This is a genomic window from Ramlibacter sp., from assembly GCF_029866045.1.
Taxonomy (GTDB): Bacteria; Pseudomonadota; Gammaproteobacteria; order Burkholderiales; family Burkholderiaceae_C; genus Ramlibacter.
Genome location: NZ_JARXAB010000107.1, coordinates 1 through 14,760 on the forward strand (window position 1 = coordinate 1; position 14,760 = coordinate 14,760).

The 14,760-nt window shown below is 66.0% G+C and carries 14 protein-coding genes and 1 pseudogene; 2 read left to right on the forward strand and 13 right to left on the reverse strand.

Features of this window, described 5'->3' with window-relative positions; genetic code table 11:
* From QE494_RS11795 to QE494_RS11810, 4 genes are all read right to left on the reverse strand, one after another.
* Positions 1–540, reverse strand: a 540-nt coding sequence (locus QE494_RS11795) for an ABC transporter ATP-binding protein (protein ID WP_300043569.1), incomplete at its 3' end; no start/stop codon positions are given.
* A complete protein-coding gene (locus QE494_RS11800; RefSeq protein WP_300043570.1) occupies positions 530–1,498 on the reverse strand; it encodes a branched-chain amino acid ABC transporter permease in 969 nt (322 codons plus the stop codon). The genes QE494_RS11795 and QE494_RS11800, both read right to left, overlap by 11 nt.
* A gap of 16 nt (positions 1,499–1,514) precedes the next feature.
* A complete protein-coding gene (locus QE494_RS11805; RefSeq protein ID WP_300043571.1) occupies positions 1,515–2,444 on the reverse strand; it encodes a branched-chain amino acid ABC transporter permease in 930 nt (309 codons plus the stop codon).
* A gap of 3 nt (positions 2,445–2,447) precedes the next feature.
* The gene (locus QE494_RS11810) at positions 2,448–3,692 is read right to left on the reverse strand and encodes an ABC transporter substrate-binding protein (protein WP_300043573.1); all 1,245 of its coding nucleotides are present in this window, start codon (positions 3,690–3,692) and stop codon (positions 2,448–2,450) included.
* A 303-nt stretch (positions 3,693–3,995) separates the two neighbouring features.
* Here QE494_RS11810 and QE494_RS11815 point away from each other — a divergent pair, with 303 nt between their 5' ends.
* Together QE494_RS11815 and QE494_RS11820 are read left to right on the forward strand one after the other, a co-directional pair.
* The gene (locus QE494_RS11815) at positions 3,996–5,237 is read left to right on the forward strand and encodes a serine hydrolase (RefSeq protein WP_300043575.1); all 1,242 of its coding nucleotides are present in this window, start codon (positions 3,996–3,998) and stop codon (positions 5,235–5,237) included.
* Positions 5,238–5,261: 24 nt separating this feature from the next.
* The gene (locus QE494_RS11820; RefSeq protein WP_300043577.1) at positions 5,262–6,545 is read left to right on the forward strand and encodes a CaiB/BaiF CoA-transferase family protein; all 1,284 of its coding nucleotides are present in this window, start codon (positions 5,262–5,264) and stop codon (positions 6,543–6,545) included.
* A gap of 121 nt (positions 6,546–6,666) precedes the next feature.
* Here QE494_RS11820 and QE494_RS11825 read toward each other — a convergent pair whose 3' ends face one another.
* From QE494_RS11825 to QE494_RS11865, 9 genes and pseudogenes are all read right to left on the reverse strand, one after another.
* On the reverse strand, positions 6,667–7,908 hold the full coding sequence (locus tag QE494_RS11825; RefSeq protein WP_300043578.1) for an MFS transporter: 1,242 nt from the start codon (positions 7,906–7,908) through the stop codon (positions 6,667–6,669).
* 512 nt (positions 7,909–8,420) lie between these two features.
* Positions 8,421–8,753 (reverse strand): ATPase with chaperone activity, encoded by a 333-nt coding sequence (locus QE494_RS11830; RefSeq protein ID WP_300043580.1) that lies wholly within the window; start codon positions 8,751–8,753, stop codon positions 8,421–8,423.
* Between the two features lie 185 nt (positions 8,754–8,938).
* On the reverse strand, positions 8,939–9,328 hold the full coding sequence (locus tag QE494_RS11835) for a helix-turn-helix transcriptional regulator (protein WP_300043582.1): 390 nt from the start codon (positions 9,326–9,328) through the stop codon (positions 8,939–8,941).
* An 83-nt stretch (positions 9,329–9,411) separates the two neighbouring features.
* The gene (locus QE494_RS11840; RefSeq protein WP_300043583.1) at positions 9,412–10,788 is read right to left on the reverse strand and encodes a glycerate kinase; all 1,377 of its coding nucleotides are present in this window, start codon (positions 10,786–10,788) and stop codon (positions 9,412–9,414) included.
* Positions 10,789–10,872: 84 nt separating this feature from the next.
* Entirely contained in the window at positions 10,873–11,661 is a 789-nt protein-coding gene (locus tag QE494_RS11845) for an enoyl-CoA hydratase/isomerase family protein (protein WP_300043584.1), read from the reverse strand.
* A 64-nt stretch (positions 11,662–11,725) separates the two neighbouring features.
* Positions 11,726–12,910 (reverse strand): acetyl-CoA C-acyltransferase, encoded by a 1,185-nt coding sequence (locus tag QE494_RS11850; protein ID WP_300043585.1) that lies wholly within the window; start codon positions 12,908–12,910, stop codon positions 11,726–11,728.
* 81 nt (positions 12,911–12,991) lie between these two features.
* Positions 12,992–13,768 carry an ABC transporter ATP-binding protein gene (locus QE494_RS11855; protein WP_300043587.1) on the reverse strand — a complete coding sequence of 259 codons (777 nt, stop codon included), beginning with the start codon at positions 13,766–13,768 and terminating at the stop codon, positions 12,992–12,994.
* Positions 13,765–14,532: an ABC transporter ATP-binding protein gene (locus tag QE494_RS11860; protein ID WP_300043588.1), complete on the reverse strand. Its 768-nt coding sequence runs from the start codon at positions 14,530–14,532 to the stop codon at positions 13,765–13,767. Before QE494_RS11860 ends, QE494_RS11855 begins: the two co-directional genes overlap by 4 nt.
* Positions 14,532–14,760: pseudogene (locus QE494_RS11865) on the reverse strand (hypothetical protein); the annotation flags it as partial. The pseudogene QE494_RS11865 and the gene QE494_RS11860, both read right to left, overlap by 1 nt.

Here is a 14,760-nt window from a genome sequence, read left to right on the forward strand (position 1 = left end):
GAGTGCGCCAAAGGGCTCATCGAGCAGCAGCACCTTGGGCTCCAGGGCGAGGGCGATGGCGATCTCCAACTGGCGCTTCTCTCCATGCGACAGGGTCTCGACCCGCTCGCCCGCGCGGTGAGACAGCCCCACCTGCGCCAGGGCCGCTTGCGCAGGCTCGGTAAGCGCCCGGTCGGCGGCTGCCGGCCGCAAAAACTGGAATGAGGTTCGAAGCCGACCCTGGACGGCCAGACACACGTTGTCCAGCGCGGTGAAGCCAGTGACCAGCTCGGTAATCTGGAAGGAGCGCGCCAGCCCCTTGAGGCTGCGCCGGGCGACGCTGAGGGCGGTGATGTCCTCTCCGTCCAGCACGATCTGCCCGGCATCGGCCACCAGGTCCCCCGTGATCAGGTTGATCAGCGTGGACTTGCCCGCCCCATTGGGGCCGATGATGGCGTGCGTCTCCCGGGGACTGAAAGCCAGCGACACCTGATCGGTGGCCACCAGCGCGCCGAAGCGCTTGACCAGCCCACGGATTTCGAGACGACCCTCAGCGCTCATGGCCGCTCCCCGCCAGGCGCAGGAACAGGCCCTTGCGCACAAACAGAACCGTGAGCACCAAAATCGCGCCCAGAATCAACATCCAGTGCTCGGTCAGGCCCGCCAGCCAGGCCTCCAGCAACACCAGAGCGGCGGCACCGACGATGGCCCCCATATGGCTGCCCAGCCCGCCGAGAATCACCATCATGATCAGCTCACCCGAGCGCATCCAATGGAGCATGTCGGGCGAGGCAATGCGCATCTGGTTCGCCCACAGGGCGCCGCCCAGTCCGGCCAGAACGCCGGCGATGACAAACGCAATCAGTTGCACCCGACGCACCGGAATACCTAGCGCCTGGGCCCGCCGCTCGTTGATCTTGCCGGCTTGCAAGGCGCGGCCGAAGGGCGACTGGGTGATGCGCGCCAGCAGCACCCACGCCAGCAGCACCACCACGAAGGTCACGTAGTACAGGGCCATTGGCTTGGCGAGGGACATGCCCGCCAGCGTGTTGCGCCCGGTCATGGACAAGCCGTCGTCGCCACCGTAGTACTTGAGCGCGACCACGATGAAAAAGAGCATCTGCGAAAAAGCCAGCGTGAGCATGATGAAGTACACGCCGCGCGTGCGCAGGCACAGCGCGCCCAGTACCAGGGCCAGCAAGCCGCTGATCACCATGGCGATGGGCCACACCACCAGGGCCTCGTTACTGCCCGCCCACCCAAAGAGCGGAACCTTTTGCGTGACATGGAAGGCGATCAGGGCGACCGCGTAGCCACCGACACCAAAGTAGGCCGCATGCCCCAGGCTGACCATGCCGCCGTAGCCCATGATCAGGTTGAGACTCATGGCCACCAGGCCCAGGATCAGGATGCGGGTCCAGATGTTGATCCAATAGCCCTGGCCGATCGCGTCGGCCAACAAGGGGAAGAGAGCCAGGAAAACCCAGACCCCGGCGGTGAGAAGGCGCTGGCGTGTCATCGGTCCATCCGCGGGCCTAGGCCCGTGCTCCCTGCGCCGGAAACAGGCCCGTTGGGCGGATCACCAAGACGAGGGCCATGGCCAGGTAGACCATGATGGACGACAGCCCCGCCGCCAGGCTGTCCCCGGTGGGTCCGCCAATCCACGCCTTGATGGCAGGGCCGGCGACCGCGCGGCTCAGGGTGTCGATCACGCCAACGATCATCGCGCCGGCAAACGCGCCCTTGAGCGAGCCAATACCGCCGATCACTACGACCACGAAGGTCAAAATCAGAACGTCCTCGCCCATGCCGATCTGCACGCTGCGCACCGGGCCGATCAACGCTCCCGCCAAGCCACTGAGCAGCGCGCCCACGCCAAAGACGATGGTGTACAGGCGGGCAATGTCCACGCCCAGCGCACCCACCATCTCGCGGTGGGTGGCGCCTGCGCGAATTTGCATGCCCAGGCGAGAGCGGGCGATCAACTGCCACAGCAGCAGGGCCACCACAATGCCTGCGGCCATCACGAACAGGCGGTACTGCGGGTAGGGCACGCCAGGGAAGATCTCGACCTGGCCGGAAGCCCACTGCGGCACCGACATGAAAAGAGGCGAGCGGCCAAACATCAGCGCCACTGCCTCATTGGCAAACAAGATCACACCAAAGGTGGCCAGCACCTGGTCTAGGTGCTCGCGGTCGTACAGCCTTCGGATGATGAGAAATTCGATGGCCAGGCCCACCAGGCCTGCCATCAGCGCGCCGCCCAAGGCGGCGGCGAGGAACGAGCCCGTCTTAGCGGCGATCACCGCCGCCGAGTAGGCTCCGACCATGTACATCGAGCCATGGGCAAGGTTCAAGATGCCCATGATCCCGAAGATCAGGGTGAGGCCCGCAGCCAGGAGGTAAAGCGTTAAACCCAGCTGCAGGCCGTTAACGCCCTGCTCAATCAGCAGTTCAACCGACACAACTTACATCTTGCATTCTTGGGCGTAGGGGTCGCCCTCGTTGGTCAGGACCTTGGCGCCGGTCTTGAGCGTGAGCTTGCCATCGGCGCCCTTGACGGCGGAGATCTGGTACCAGTCATGGACCGGGTGCTGGTTGGGGCCGAAGCGGAAGTTGCCGCGTGTGAGCTTGGCTTCCGCCTTGACCATCGCAGCGCGGAAGCGCTCGGTGTCCTCGACCTTGCCACCCGTGGCGCGCATGGCCTCGGCGATCAGCTTGGCGGCGTCGTAGCCCTGGGCTGCATACGGCGTGGGTTCGCGCTTGTAGACGCGGCGGAAGCCCTCGACAAAGGCCTTGCTCGCCGCGTTGTCGAAGTCGGCGTTCCAGTGCGAGCTGGCAATCACGCCCACTGCGTCGTCGCCGACCGCGGAAAGAATGCGGGCCTCCAGGCCAGGCATCGGCACGACCAGAGGAATGGTGGATTTGAGACCCGCCTGCGAGTACTGCTTGATGAAGGCAATGCCCGAGCCACCCGGGTGGAACTGATAGACCGCATCGGGCCGAAGCTGGCGAATGCGGGCCATCTCGGCGGCGAAGTCAGTGGAGTTGAGGTTGGTGTAGATCTCCTCGACCACTGCGCCCTTGTACTTGGTCTTGAAGCCGTTGAGCGCATCTTTGCCGGCCTGGTAGTTGGGGGCCAGCAGCACCATGCGCTTGTAGCCCAGGTTCTGCGCCAGCGCGCCGGAGGCAGCGTGCAGCGAATCGTTTTGCCAGCTGGCCACGAAGTAGTTTTTGTGGCAGCCCTTGCCTGCGAAGTTGGAAGGCGCCGCGTTGGGGCTCACGAAGATGGCGTTGGCCGCCAGAAGGTCGGGCACCACGGCGGCCGCCACGTTGGAGAAGATCAGGCCGGAAAAGAGCTTGATCTTGTCGCTTTGCAAGAACTTCTCGGCAATTTGCTTGCCGGCAGCGGGCTGCAGCTTGTCGTCCTCGACCACGACCTGAACGGCCACGCCACCGAGGCGGCCCCGCTCCTCTTCGACGGCCAGCAAGAAGCCGTCACGCGCGTCTTCACCCAGGTAGCCGGCGGGGGTCGAGAGCGTGGTGATGAAGCCAATCTTCACCTGGGCTGCCGCCGGCAGCGCGGCCAGCATGCCGGCGCTGAAAACGGTGGCCATTGCCACCGGGCCAATCTGGCGGAGGCGACGGAGGGCTGCGCCGCATCGACGGGTGAGCCCCGTTGATTTCGCAGCGCCTGAAACGAGCGTGTCCATGGAGGGTCCTTTCACAACGAAGTTGGGTTCGAATATAGGTCAATCTGCAGCCAACACTATTGTGGTAACCCCCTGTTAGGGCGCCAGGTCGGCGGCGCTGCGGTACCGCACTGCGCGGTTTGGCACCCAAGGAGTCCTTTGGCCGGCCACAACCAAGGCCGGACCAGGCCGGACCAGGCCGGACCAGGACGGACCAGGACGGACCAGGACGGACTTGAGGCCCGCATGGGGCCCACATGGGGCCCGGCTTTGCTATTTTGACGATGGTAGGGCGATGGTAGGGCGATGGTATTGTGGGGACCTATGAATAAGCGCCGCTTTGTCCTCACCTCGATCGGCACTGGCCTGGGGCTAGGTCTGGGGGCAATCGGAATCCCCGCTCGCGCACAAGACAAATGGGGCGAGTCCCAGGGCTTCCCCACCGGCTGGGGGCCGCCTGGCGCGCAGCAGAAGTGGGAGGGCTACACCGAGTACCACGTGGGCAATTTCTCGGGCGGCCTGGAGTCTATGTTCGCGCACCAGCGGATCCGCGCGGGGGCTGCGGCATCGCCTTTGCGCAGTGCGGCCCGATCGGTACGCGCAGGGCCGTTCAGGAGCGCATCCGACTACGCCGCCCGGTTCAACCGGCCGGGCCTGCTGATCGCGCGCGGTGATGAGATCTGGCACGAGGAGTACCGGTTCCGACGCAGCGCCGATATGCGTTTTTTCGGCTGGTCAATGACCAAGAGCGTGGTGGGCCTGCTGACCGGCATTGCACTGGAGCAAAAGAAGATCGCCTCCCTCGACGACCGGCTGGACCAGTACCTGCCGGGTCTGCAGGGCCATGTGTTTGCCGACATCACTGTGCGCAACCTGCTCAATATGGCCAGCGGGATCAATATTTGCGAGTCCTTCTGCAGCCCCAACAATGGCTTTGAGCGCTACGGCTTCTCCCAAATCGGTTACTCCCCCCGGCGTGGCCAGGACACGGACCAGATCAGGGGCGTGATGGACTTCCGCTGGGGTCGCAGCGACACGCAGGGTCAAAAGTTCAATTACACCGACCTCAACCCGGTGCTCGTGGGCTGGGTGCTGGAGACGGTGTACCAGCAGCCCCTGCACCTGATTACCCAGGAGCAGCTCTGGCAGCCCTTGGGTGCGCAGGCGGACGCCACTTGGTTGACCGATTCCAAGGGCTTTGCCTTTGCCGGCGCAGGCTTTTCCGCCACCTTGCGTGACTGGGCGCGGCTGGCGTTGTTGGTGGCCCAAGATGGCCGCTGGAATGGGCAGCAATTGGTACCGGCCGCCTGGATCGCAGAAACAGCCCGCCATGGCGAGAAGGACCAGGCCTCCCGATTCAACGCCGCCCGGCCAGGCCGCGCCTACCGAAACTTCTTCTGGCACCACAGCGCCGACGGCCGCATGCTGCGCATGGCGGGCGCCCATTCCCAGAACGCCCTGATCGACCGCAAGACAGGCACGGTGCTGGTGCAGGCGGGGCTGGGCCCGGAAGACGGCGGAGACGAGGAAATGGCAGCCCTGTTCCGGGCGGCCTGTGCGCTTTGAGCCCCGGATAATGGCGAATTGACCATGAGCCACTCCGTGACAGAAACCAACAAGCCCGATGCCGCCACCGACCTGCCCCTGGCAGGCATTCGGGTGGTGGAGTTCACCCACATGGTCATGGGCCCCACCTGCGGGATGATCCTGGCCGACCTCGGCGCAGAGGTCATCAAGGTCGAGCCGCTGACCGGCGACAACACCCGCCGCCTGCTTGGCTCGGGCGCCGGCTTTTATGGCGTTTTCAACCGCAACAAAAAGAGCCTGGCGGTCGATGTGAAATCCGCACAGGGCCGCGAGATCGTGCTGCGCCTGGTGGCAGGTGCCGACGTGTTCGGCGAGAACTTCAAGAGCGGCACGCTCGATAAGCTTGGCTTTGGCTACCCGGCGCTGTCCAAGCTGAACCCGCGCCTCATCTACGTGAGCCACAAGGGCTTTTTGCCCGGCCCTTACGAGCACCGCACCGCGCTCGACGAGGTGGTGCAAATGATGGGAGGCCTGGCCTACATGACCGGGCCCGAGGGCCGGCCCCTGCGCGCGGGTAGCAGCGTCAACGACATCATGGGCGGCATGTTTGGTGCCATCGGCGTGCTGGCCGCCCTGTCGCAGCGCGAGAAAACTGGCCGTGGTCGCGAGGTGCAAAGCGGCCTGTTCGAGAACAACGTGATGCTGGTGGCCCAGCACATGATGCAGTTCGCCGTCACCGGCCAGGCAGCTGCGCCCATGCCCAGTCGCATCAGCGCCTGGGGGGTGTATGACGTGTTCACGGTGAAAGACGGGGAGCAGATCTTCCTGGCCGCGGTAAGCGACACCCAGTGGGCGATCCTGTGCGAAGAGTTCGGCTTTGCCGACCTGAAGGCCGATGCCCGGCTGGGGAGCAACAACGCCCGGGTGCTGGCCCGCGAGTGGCTGATTGCGCTGCTGCGCGATCGCTTTGAATCGTTCACTGCTCGCGAGTTGAGCCAGCGCTTTGAGCGAGTGGGCCTGCCATATGCGCCGATCACCCAGCCACACGAGTTGTTCGACGACCCGCACCTGCTGGCGACCGGTGGTTTGGCGCCCACCACGGTGCCGGCTGACGGCAGTGGCGCGGGCCGGGTCATTGAGACCCGTTCACCCCTCCTGCCCATTGCACTGGACGGCAAGCGCTTGGCCTTACGGCGCAACCCGCCGGCATTGGGTGCCGACACCCTGGAACTGCTGCAATCCGTCGGCTATGACGCGGCCGCCATCACCCGGCTGCGCGAAGAAGGCATCGTGGGCATGCCGGTCGGAGTTTCTGAAGAAGGCGCCTCCACCGCCGAGCAGGCCTGAGGCGCTACCTCCACGGTGCGCACTGGGAGCGCAATCGGTGGGCATCCGGATGCGTATCAGGGTGCGTATCTGGGGGTGCCTCTCGGGGAACAACCGGCGACTCAGCGAGCCGATCCAGACCTTAGCCTGGGTTGGCGTCGTCGTTCAGATGCGCATCGGCAATACGCAGGCGGTGCCGGAGCGCCCACCCCATCAGCACACCAAAGGCCGCCAGCACCTGCAGCGCCGGGCGCAGGCCAATGGCATCGGCAAGAGCGCCAAAGAACGCCGCACCCATGGCGCTGCCCGCCATGCCCGCCATGTACATGAGAGCCATGCCTCGGGCCCGCAGGCCGTCAGGGAGTGCCATTTGCGCACTGGTGCTCATTGTGTTGGCGGCGGTCATCCAGGCCATGCCCACGAGGAACATCGCAGGCGCGACCAGCCAAGGGCTCTGAGCCAGCGAGATCACAAGCGCGCACAGACCCATGACCAGCATGCTCGCGGTGGACATGCCCTGGAAGCCGAGCCGCCTTCGCACCAGCGGCATTACCAGGCCCACGCTGACCGCTCCCGCCCCCATGCAGGCGAACAGAAATGAATAGACCTCGGGACCGCCCTGCAGGTCACGGGCGACCGACGGCAACAGCCCCATGAGCGCGGTGGCGATGGAGAAAAAGAGGAATGCGCGCCGCAGGATGGCCTGCAGCCGTTCGCTCCCGCGAACATGCTGCACACCCGCCGCCATGGACTGCAGCCACGGCAGCGACGGCGCCTGCGCAGGCGGCTGCTGGTAGCCGGAGCGCGCCATCAAGACCGCCGCCACCAAGGACAGCAGCGCGCACAGCGCAAACACCGCCATCCCGCCCCAGAGGGCAATCACGGCGCCCGCGAGCAAGGGTCCGGCCAAGCGTGCGGCATTGGCCCCGATGCCGTTGAGAGAGATGGCTTGCAGCAGTTGCCCGCGCGGAACCACTTCTGGCAGCAGCGCGGCCATCGTGGGCCAGCGAATAGCGGTGGCCAGGCTGGAAACGAACACCAGCACCAGCAGCAGAACGGGGTTGATGGCATCGGCCCAGACCAAGGCTGCGGTGAGCGCCAAAACGGACGTTGCCCACACCTGCGCAAAAAGAAAAGCATTGCCCCGGTTCACCCGGTCGGCCAAGGCACCGGCGGGCAGCACCAGCAGGAAGACCGGCAGTGTGGTGGCGGTCTGGATCATGGCCACCATGAACTTGCTGTCGGTCAGCGAGGTCATGAGCCAGGCGGCGGCCAGGTCGGCCATCCAGATGCACAGGTTGGCAATGACCCAACTGCCCCAGAGCGCGGCGAAGGTCCGGTGGCGCAGGGGCGACCAGATGGAGGCGTGGTCGTCATCGGACATCGAGGCAGTATGCCCGGCCCAACTCCGCCGCACACTCAAGGGTGGTCCCGCGAGAGACTCCATCCGCGCAGGAAAGTGGCAGGCCGGGTTCGGTGTATCGGGCCCCACTGAGGATGTCCAGCCGGCCGGTGCAAGAGCTTGTGGACGAATGGGCCGAGGCCGTGGAGGCGCACTGGAGTGGGTGACCAGGGCATCCAGGGCGAGCAGGCCACCCTAATGATCGGGTAATGCGCTACGCGCCGCCCCGGGCCGCGGAAGTGCTCACGCCCGCGTTCACGCCCGAGCGCCCTCTCCCCTCGGAAGCAGGCCCCTGTCGAGAGGCCCTGCCGGCAGCTCAAGCCTTTTGGGGCATGGCGGCACAAGACAAGCGGGTCAGCGCAGGGTTCCGACGGGTGTGCGAGGCGAATCACACGGTGCTAGGTCAACTTCAAAAAGGCGAGTGAGTTCGACCAAAGCCTCTGGCCAGCGTCAATCGATGGCGGCGGGGAAAGTGCTTGCGTTTGACCGCCGGTCTACTGCCCCTCGGAAGGTGGCTCGATAGACAATTCTGCGGGGAACTCCCACCCCAGCAATTCCGCCAAGCGACAGACCACCCAGCGCGCCTCCGGCGGCGTCACCGGCGAGCCTTCACCCTCGAGCCCGCGTTGGATGCGCTCGACCACATCGGACTCGGCCACGCCCAGGCGGTGCAGCATCTCAGACGCTTTTTCGGTGAGCATCTGAGAGAGGTCCTCACACAACTCGTAGCGGTCATGGAGTTCGGCGCGCGCAATCGACAGGCGGCCGCTGGGGGTGGCGTAGAGGTGCGAGAAGGAGGTGGGCACCTCGAGTTGGTTGTCGTCCATGAAAGTCCTGAATCAGGCCCTGTATTGTGCGTGCGCGCTGAATGCCGCCGATGTTTGCGCAATATCTGCGGCGGCAATGCCGGCTCTACGCGCCTCAGGCTGCCAGCCAACAAAGGAATGCATCGAAGGCGTCCTGACGACGACTTCGTTGATCTGCAAGCGTCCGAAACTAGCATGGTCGGACATCACCGGGGCCTCGCCTTCGATGGCTTGGGAACAGGCGCAGATGCCTCGCTGGCCTGAAGCGCCGCGCTTAGCACGCGGCTGCGCACCACGGTGGCCGGCTGCGGCATCAGAGCGAGGTCCTGCAACTTGCGTCCGACCTTGTCGTCCGCGGCCAGATGGCTGATGTCGCCCTCGAGTCCGAGGACCGCCAGGACGCGCAGGTAGGTGCCTAACGTCGCGCCGGGATCGCCCGCCTCCACCTTGTAGAGGGAGGTGCGCGAAATACCCGCGCGCTGCGCCACGACCGCGCTGCTTAACTTGCGCCGCAGGCGGGCGAGCTTGACCCGCTCTCCAAGGCCGGAGAGGAGCCGCTGCTCTTGGGGGAAGACGAGAGGAGGCCTGCTTGGCATGCAGCCATTATGGGCAAATAAATCACATTATGTCCATAATGGCTAACAAAATGACCCGCCACAGGCATTAATCCATCGAGTTTCTAAGGCTGCGCCAGCACCAGAACCGCCCGGAAATCATTCACATTGGTGAAGGTCGGCCCGGTGACCACGAGCCCTTCGGCTGCGCTGAAGAAGCCGTAGGCGTCGTTGCGCGCCAGGTGCGCGTCGATGGACAGGCCCTGCGCCTGGGCCCGCGCCAGCAGCGGCGGGCCGACCCAGGCACCGGCGTTGTCCTCCACGCCGTCGATGCCGTCGGTGTCGGCCGCCAGGGCCCAGATGGCGGGAGAGTGATCCGCCTCACCATGGAGCGCCTGCGCGAAGCCGAGGCAAAACTCACCCGCCCGCCCACCACGGCCGCGAGGCGTTCCTGCGGGCTGGGGCCTTACCGTCACCGTGGTCTCGCCACCTGAAAGGATGAGGCAGGGCGCCTGCAGGGGGCCTTGAATGCGTCCTTGCGCAAGTCCCGTGGCCGCCGTGCCACCACCCAAAACCTGCAAAGCCAGATCGGCATGCGCCCGGCCAACCTCGCGTGACTCCCCTTCAAGGTCGTCGCCCAACACATGTACCACCAGGCCTGCTGCGCGCGCCGCTTCGGCGGCGGCCTGTAGCGAGGCCATGGGCGCAGCCACCATCTCGAAGCGGGCCCTGGCAAATACCGCGTCGCCGGGCTTGGGCGATTCAAGCGCGCCGCTTTCGAGCCGCTGGCGCAGCGGTGCCGGCACCTCAATGCAATAGCGCCCCAGAATCTCCAATGCGTCGGCACAGGTCGTGGGATCGGGCACCGAAGGCCCGCTGCCGATCACCGCCGGGTCGTCGCCCGGCACGTCGCTGATGGCCAGCGTGACCAGACGCGCCGGCGCACAGGCGGCAGCCAAGCGCCCACCTTTGATGCGGGAGAGGTGCTTGCGCACGCAGTTCATTTCGCCAATGTGCGCACCTGAGAGCAGCAGTTCGCGGTTGATGCGCTGCTTGTCTTCGAGGGTCAGGCCTTCGGCCGGCGCGGTGAGCAGCGCTGAAGCGCCGCCAGACATCAGGCACAACACCAGATCGTCGGCAGTGAGGCCCTGCAGCACCCCGAGCATCTCGCGGGTGGCCGCGAGGCCCGCGGCGTCGGGCACCGGGTGAGCGGCCTCCCGCACCGTGATACGCGCAGGCAAGCCGGCCGGGCGCGGCGGCGTGTGGTGATAGCGGGTGATGACCAGGCCAGACAGGGGCGCATCTGCCGGCCAATGCGCCTCCACCGCCTGGGCCATGGCGGCTGCGGCCTTGCCCGCGCCAATGACCACGGTGCGCCCCTGGGGCGGCGCCGGCAGATACGGCGGCAAGCAGTGCGCGGGCAAGGCCCGCTCCACCGCCAGGCGGTAGAGGGCGCGCAAAAAGTCCAGGGGCTGGACCGATGGGTCGGGCAAGGCAGGCATGTTCGAATGGTAAGCGGCGCCCGCCCCTGCCTTTAGCCAGGAAGTTCAGCAGACGCCGTGGCGCATCACAGGCTCAGCCCGTGCTCAGCGCCCCTGAAACTTCGCTTCGCGCTTGCCCAAAAAGGCGCCCACCCCCTCGGTGAAGTCGGCGGTGGCGGCGCATTGCTGGAACAGGCTGGCCTCCAGCGCGAGGTGGGTGCGAAGGTCGTTGTCCCCAGCCTCCCGCACAAGGCGCTTGAGGTTGGCCAGGGCCACTGGAGCCCCAGCGGCCAGACGAGCGGCCAGCTGGCCGGCCTCGGCCTGCAGCGAATCGGCCGGCACGACCCGGTTGATCAGGCCCAGGCGCAAGGCCTCGGCAGCATCAAAAGGTTCAGAGAGCAGGGCGACTTCCATGGCCTTGCGCGGGCCCAGCAGACGCACAAGGTTCCAGGAGGTGCTGCAGTCGGCGCTGGTGCCGATGCGCGGGTAGGCCATGGCGAATTTGGTGCCCTCTGCGGCAATCACCAGGTCAGCCGCCAGGGCAATGCCCAGGCCGCCGCCGGCCACCGCGCCATGCACCGCAGCGATCACTGGCGCGCGCAAGCCAGCCAGGAGTTCGAGCGCCGGGTGCACTTCACCAATGACGGCGGCTGGCATGTGCAGCGGATCAGAAACCAGCGCGGCGAGGTCGCCGCCGGCCATGAAGGCGCGGCCTTCGCCAGAGATGACGACGGCGCGCAGATCGGTAGCGCTGGCCAGCTCGCGACAGGCCGCGTGGAAAGCGCGGGCCAGCGAGAGGTCAATCACGTTGAGCGCTTGCGGGCGGTTGAAGCGCAGATGCGCCACTGCGCCTTCGCGGCGAAGCAGCACGGGAGAAGAGCTTATTTCGGTCATTGCCGGATTGTCTCAGGGGCAGTGACAGGCGCGGCGCACCGCGCCACCGCCTGCCGCTGCGCGCTCAAACGACCTCGAACAAGCCGGCGGCGCCCATGCCACCGCCCACGCACATGGTGACCACCACGTACTTGACCCCGCGGCGCTTGCCCTCGATCAGGGCGTGGCCGACCAGGCGGGCACCGGTCATGCCGTAGGGGTGGCCAATAGAAATGCCGCCGCCGTTGACGTTGTACTTCTCCGGGTCAATGCCCAGTTGGTCACGGCAGTACAGAGCCTGGCAGGCGAAGGCTTCGTTGAGCTCCCACAGGCCAATGTCGTCGACCTTCAGGCCATGCTGCTTGAGCAGCTTGGGCACGGCAAAGACCGGGCCGATGCCCATTTCGTCGGGCGCGCAGCCGGCGACCATCATGCCGCGATAGATGCCCAGGGGCGCCAGGCCGCGGCGTTGGGCCAGGCCAGAGTCCATCAGGACGCAGGCGCTGGCACCATCGGACAACTGACTGGCGTTGCCGGCGGTGATGCAACCGCCTTCGATGATGGGCTTGAGGGACTGCAGACCTTCGAGCGTGGTCTCGGGACGATTGCCCTCGTCGCGGTCCAGGGTGATGCTCTTGTAGCTGATGGCTCCGGTGGCCTTGTCCGCCACTGCCATTTGGGCGCTGATCGGCACAATTTCCTGGTTGAATCGACCAGCGGCCTGCGCCTGCGCGGTACGCTGCTGCGACTGCAGGGAATACTGGTCCTGCGCCTCGCGGGAGATGCCGTATTTGCGCGCCACCACTTCGGCGGTCATGAGCATGGGCATGTAGGCATGAGGGGCGCGCTGCTCGAGCGCCGGGTCCTTGCCCGCCATGGCAGCATCGAAATAGGCCTTCTGTTCGGCGGTGATGTTCTCGTGGCCGCCAGCGACCACGATGTCCATGCCGTCGACCATGATCTGCTTGGCAGCGGTGGCGATGGCCATCAGGCCGGAAGCGCACTGGCGGTCCATGGTTTGGCCAGAAGCAGAGACTGGAAGGCCGGCAGCCAGTGCAGCGTTGCGGGCGAGGTTCATGCCGGCGGTGCCCGATGTGAGCACGGTGCCCATGACCACGTCTTCGATCTCGCCGCCCTCGACCCCGGCGCGACGTACCGCCTCGCCGATCACATGCCCGAGCAGGGTGGGCGACTTGATGTTGTTGAGGGCGCCGCGGTAGGCACGGCCGATGCCGGTGCGGGCGGTGGAGACGATGACGGCTTCACGCATGGCTGATGTCCTTTTGGAAATAGATCTCAAAAATCAAATGAACGAAACGGGCGGCGCCCTTCGGCGGACTCGCCTGTTTGCTTAGTGGTGTGGGTCGCTGCCTAGGTAAGCGGCGATCACCGCCGGGTCCTGGCGCACTGCCTCGGGCAATCCGTCGGCGATCTTGCGGCCGAAGTCCAGCACCACGATGTGGTCGGACAGGTCCATCACCACCGGAATGTCGTGCTCGACGATCAGGAAGGTGATTCCGCGCTCACGGCGAACCCGCTGGATCAAACCGCTCATCGCGGCCTTCTCGGTCTTGCTCATGCCGGCCATCGGCTCGTCGAGCAGGACCAGCCGGGCGTTTTGCATCAGCGCGCGGGCGAACTCCACCTGCTTTTGCTTGCCATAGGAGAGCTCGGCGGGCGCGGCATCGGCAAGCTCCTCCATGCCCAGAAAGGCCAGGGTCTCGCGGGCCGCTGCTTCTGCCGCTCGGCGCTCGGCGCGGGCAGCCGGCGTGAGAAAAGCGCCTTGCAGCAGCCCCGAGCGTCCTTGCAGATAAGCGCCGGTCATGAGGTTGTCCAGCACGCTCAGGCCCCCGAAAAGGGCCAGGTTCTGGAAGGTGCGGGCAATGCCATGGCGCGCGATGCGGTGGGCAGGCGCGGCGGTGATGTCCTCGCCGCGCAGACTGACCTGGCCACTGGTCGGGCGATACATGCCGGTGATGCAGTTGAACAGCGTGGTCTTGCCGGCGCCGTTGGGGCCGATCACCGACGTGGTCTTGCCCTCCTCCACCTCAAACGACACAGCCTCCAGGGCACTGATGCCGCCAAAGCGCATGGTCAGACCAGAGAGGGTCAACATCGAATTGCTCATTGCGCTGCCTCCTCACCCGCGGCCTGTGCAGCCCCGCCACCCAGGTAAGACTGCTGGATCGCCGGACTGGCGGCAATCTCGGCCGAGGTGCCCGAGAAGGCGATTCGCCCACCTGCCAGGATGAAGGCCGACTCAGCGAACTCCAGCGCGAGCCGGGCGTTTTGCTCCACGACCAGCATCGTGGTGCCCAGGGTCTCCCCAATGACGCGCAGTTGCTTGTAAATGTCTTTCACGATCAGGGGCGCCAGGCCCAGAGACAGTTCGTCCACCAGCAGCAACTGCGGCCGGCCGATCATCGCCCGCCCCAGGGCCAGCATCTGCTGCTCGCCACCGGACATCCACCCTGCTGCCTGCTGCCGACGCTCGCGCAGGCGGGGGAACAGGGTGTAGACCGCCTCCAGCCCCTCGTGCAGTTGGCCGCGCGGCAGGATGTCGGCGCCGACCCGCAGGTTGTCCTCCACCGACAGGTGCTTGAACACCAACCGGCCCTCGGGCACTTGGCCCATGCCCAGGCGGACCCGCTTGTGCGCCGGTACCCCGAGCATGGATTGGCCACCAAAGCGGATTTGGCCGGCGGTGACCGCGCCATGGTGCAGGTCGAGCAGGCCGGTGACGGCCCGTATCAGCGTGGTCTTACCGGCGCCGTTGGCGCCCAGCAGGGCCACAATGCCGCCCTTGGGCACAGACAGATTCACATCCTGCAAGGCCAGGCCTTTGCGGGCATAGGCGACCGACAGGCCTTCGATCTCGAGAGCGGCAGACATCAGCGACCCCTCCAGGATGCGAGCAGCTGGCGAATGTCGCGCCCCAGGCCGGTGATGCCGCGGGGCGCAAAGATCAGCAGCACGATAACCAGCATGCCAAAAATCAGTTGTACGAACTGGGCACGCCCCTCGACCAGAAACAGCCGGGTCAGTCCCACCGCCTCCGACGAGCGCGGAGCCAGGCCACCAATGATCGAGGGCAGCAGCAGCCAGATGGCCGCTCCCACC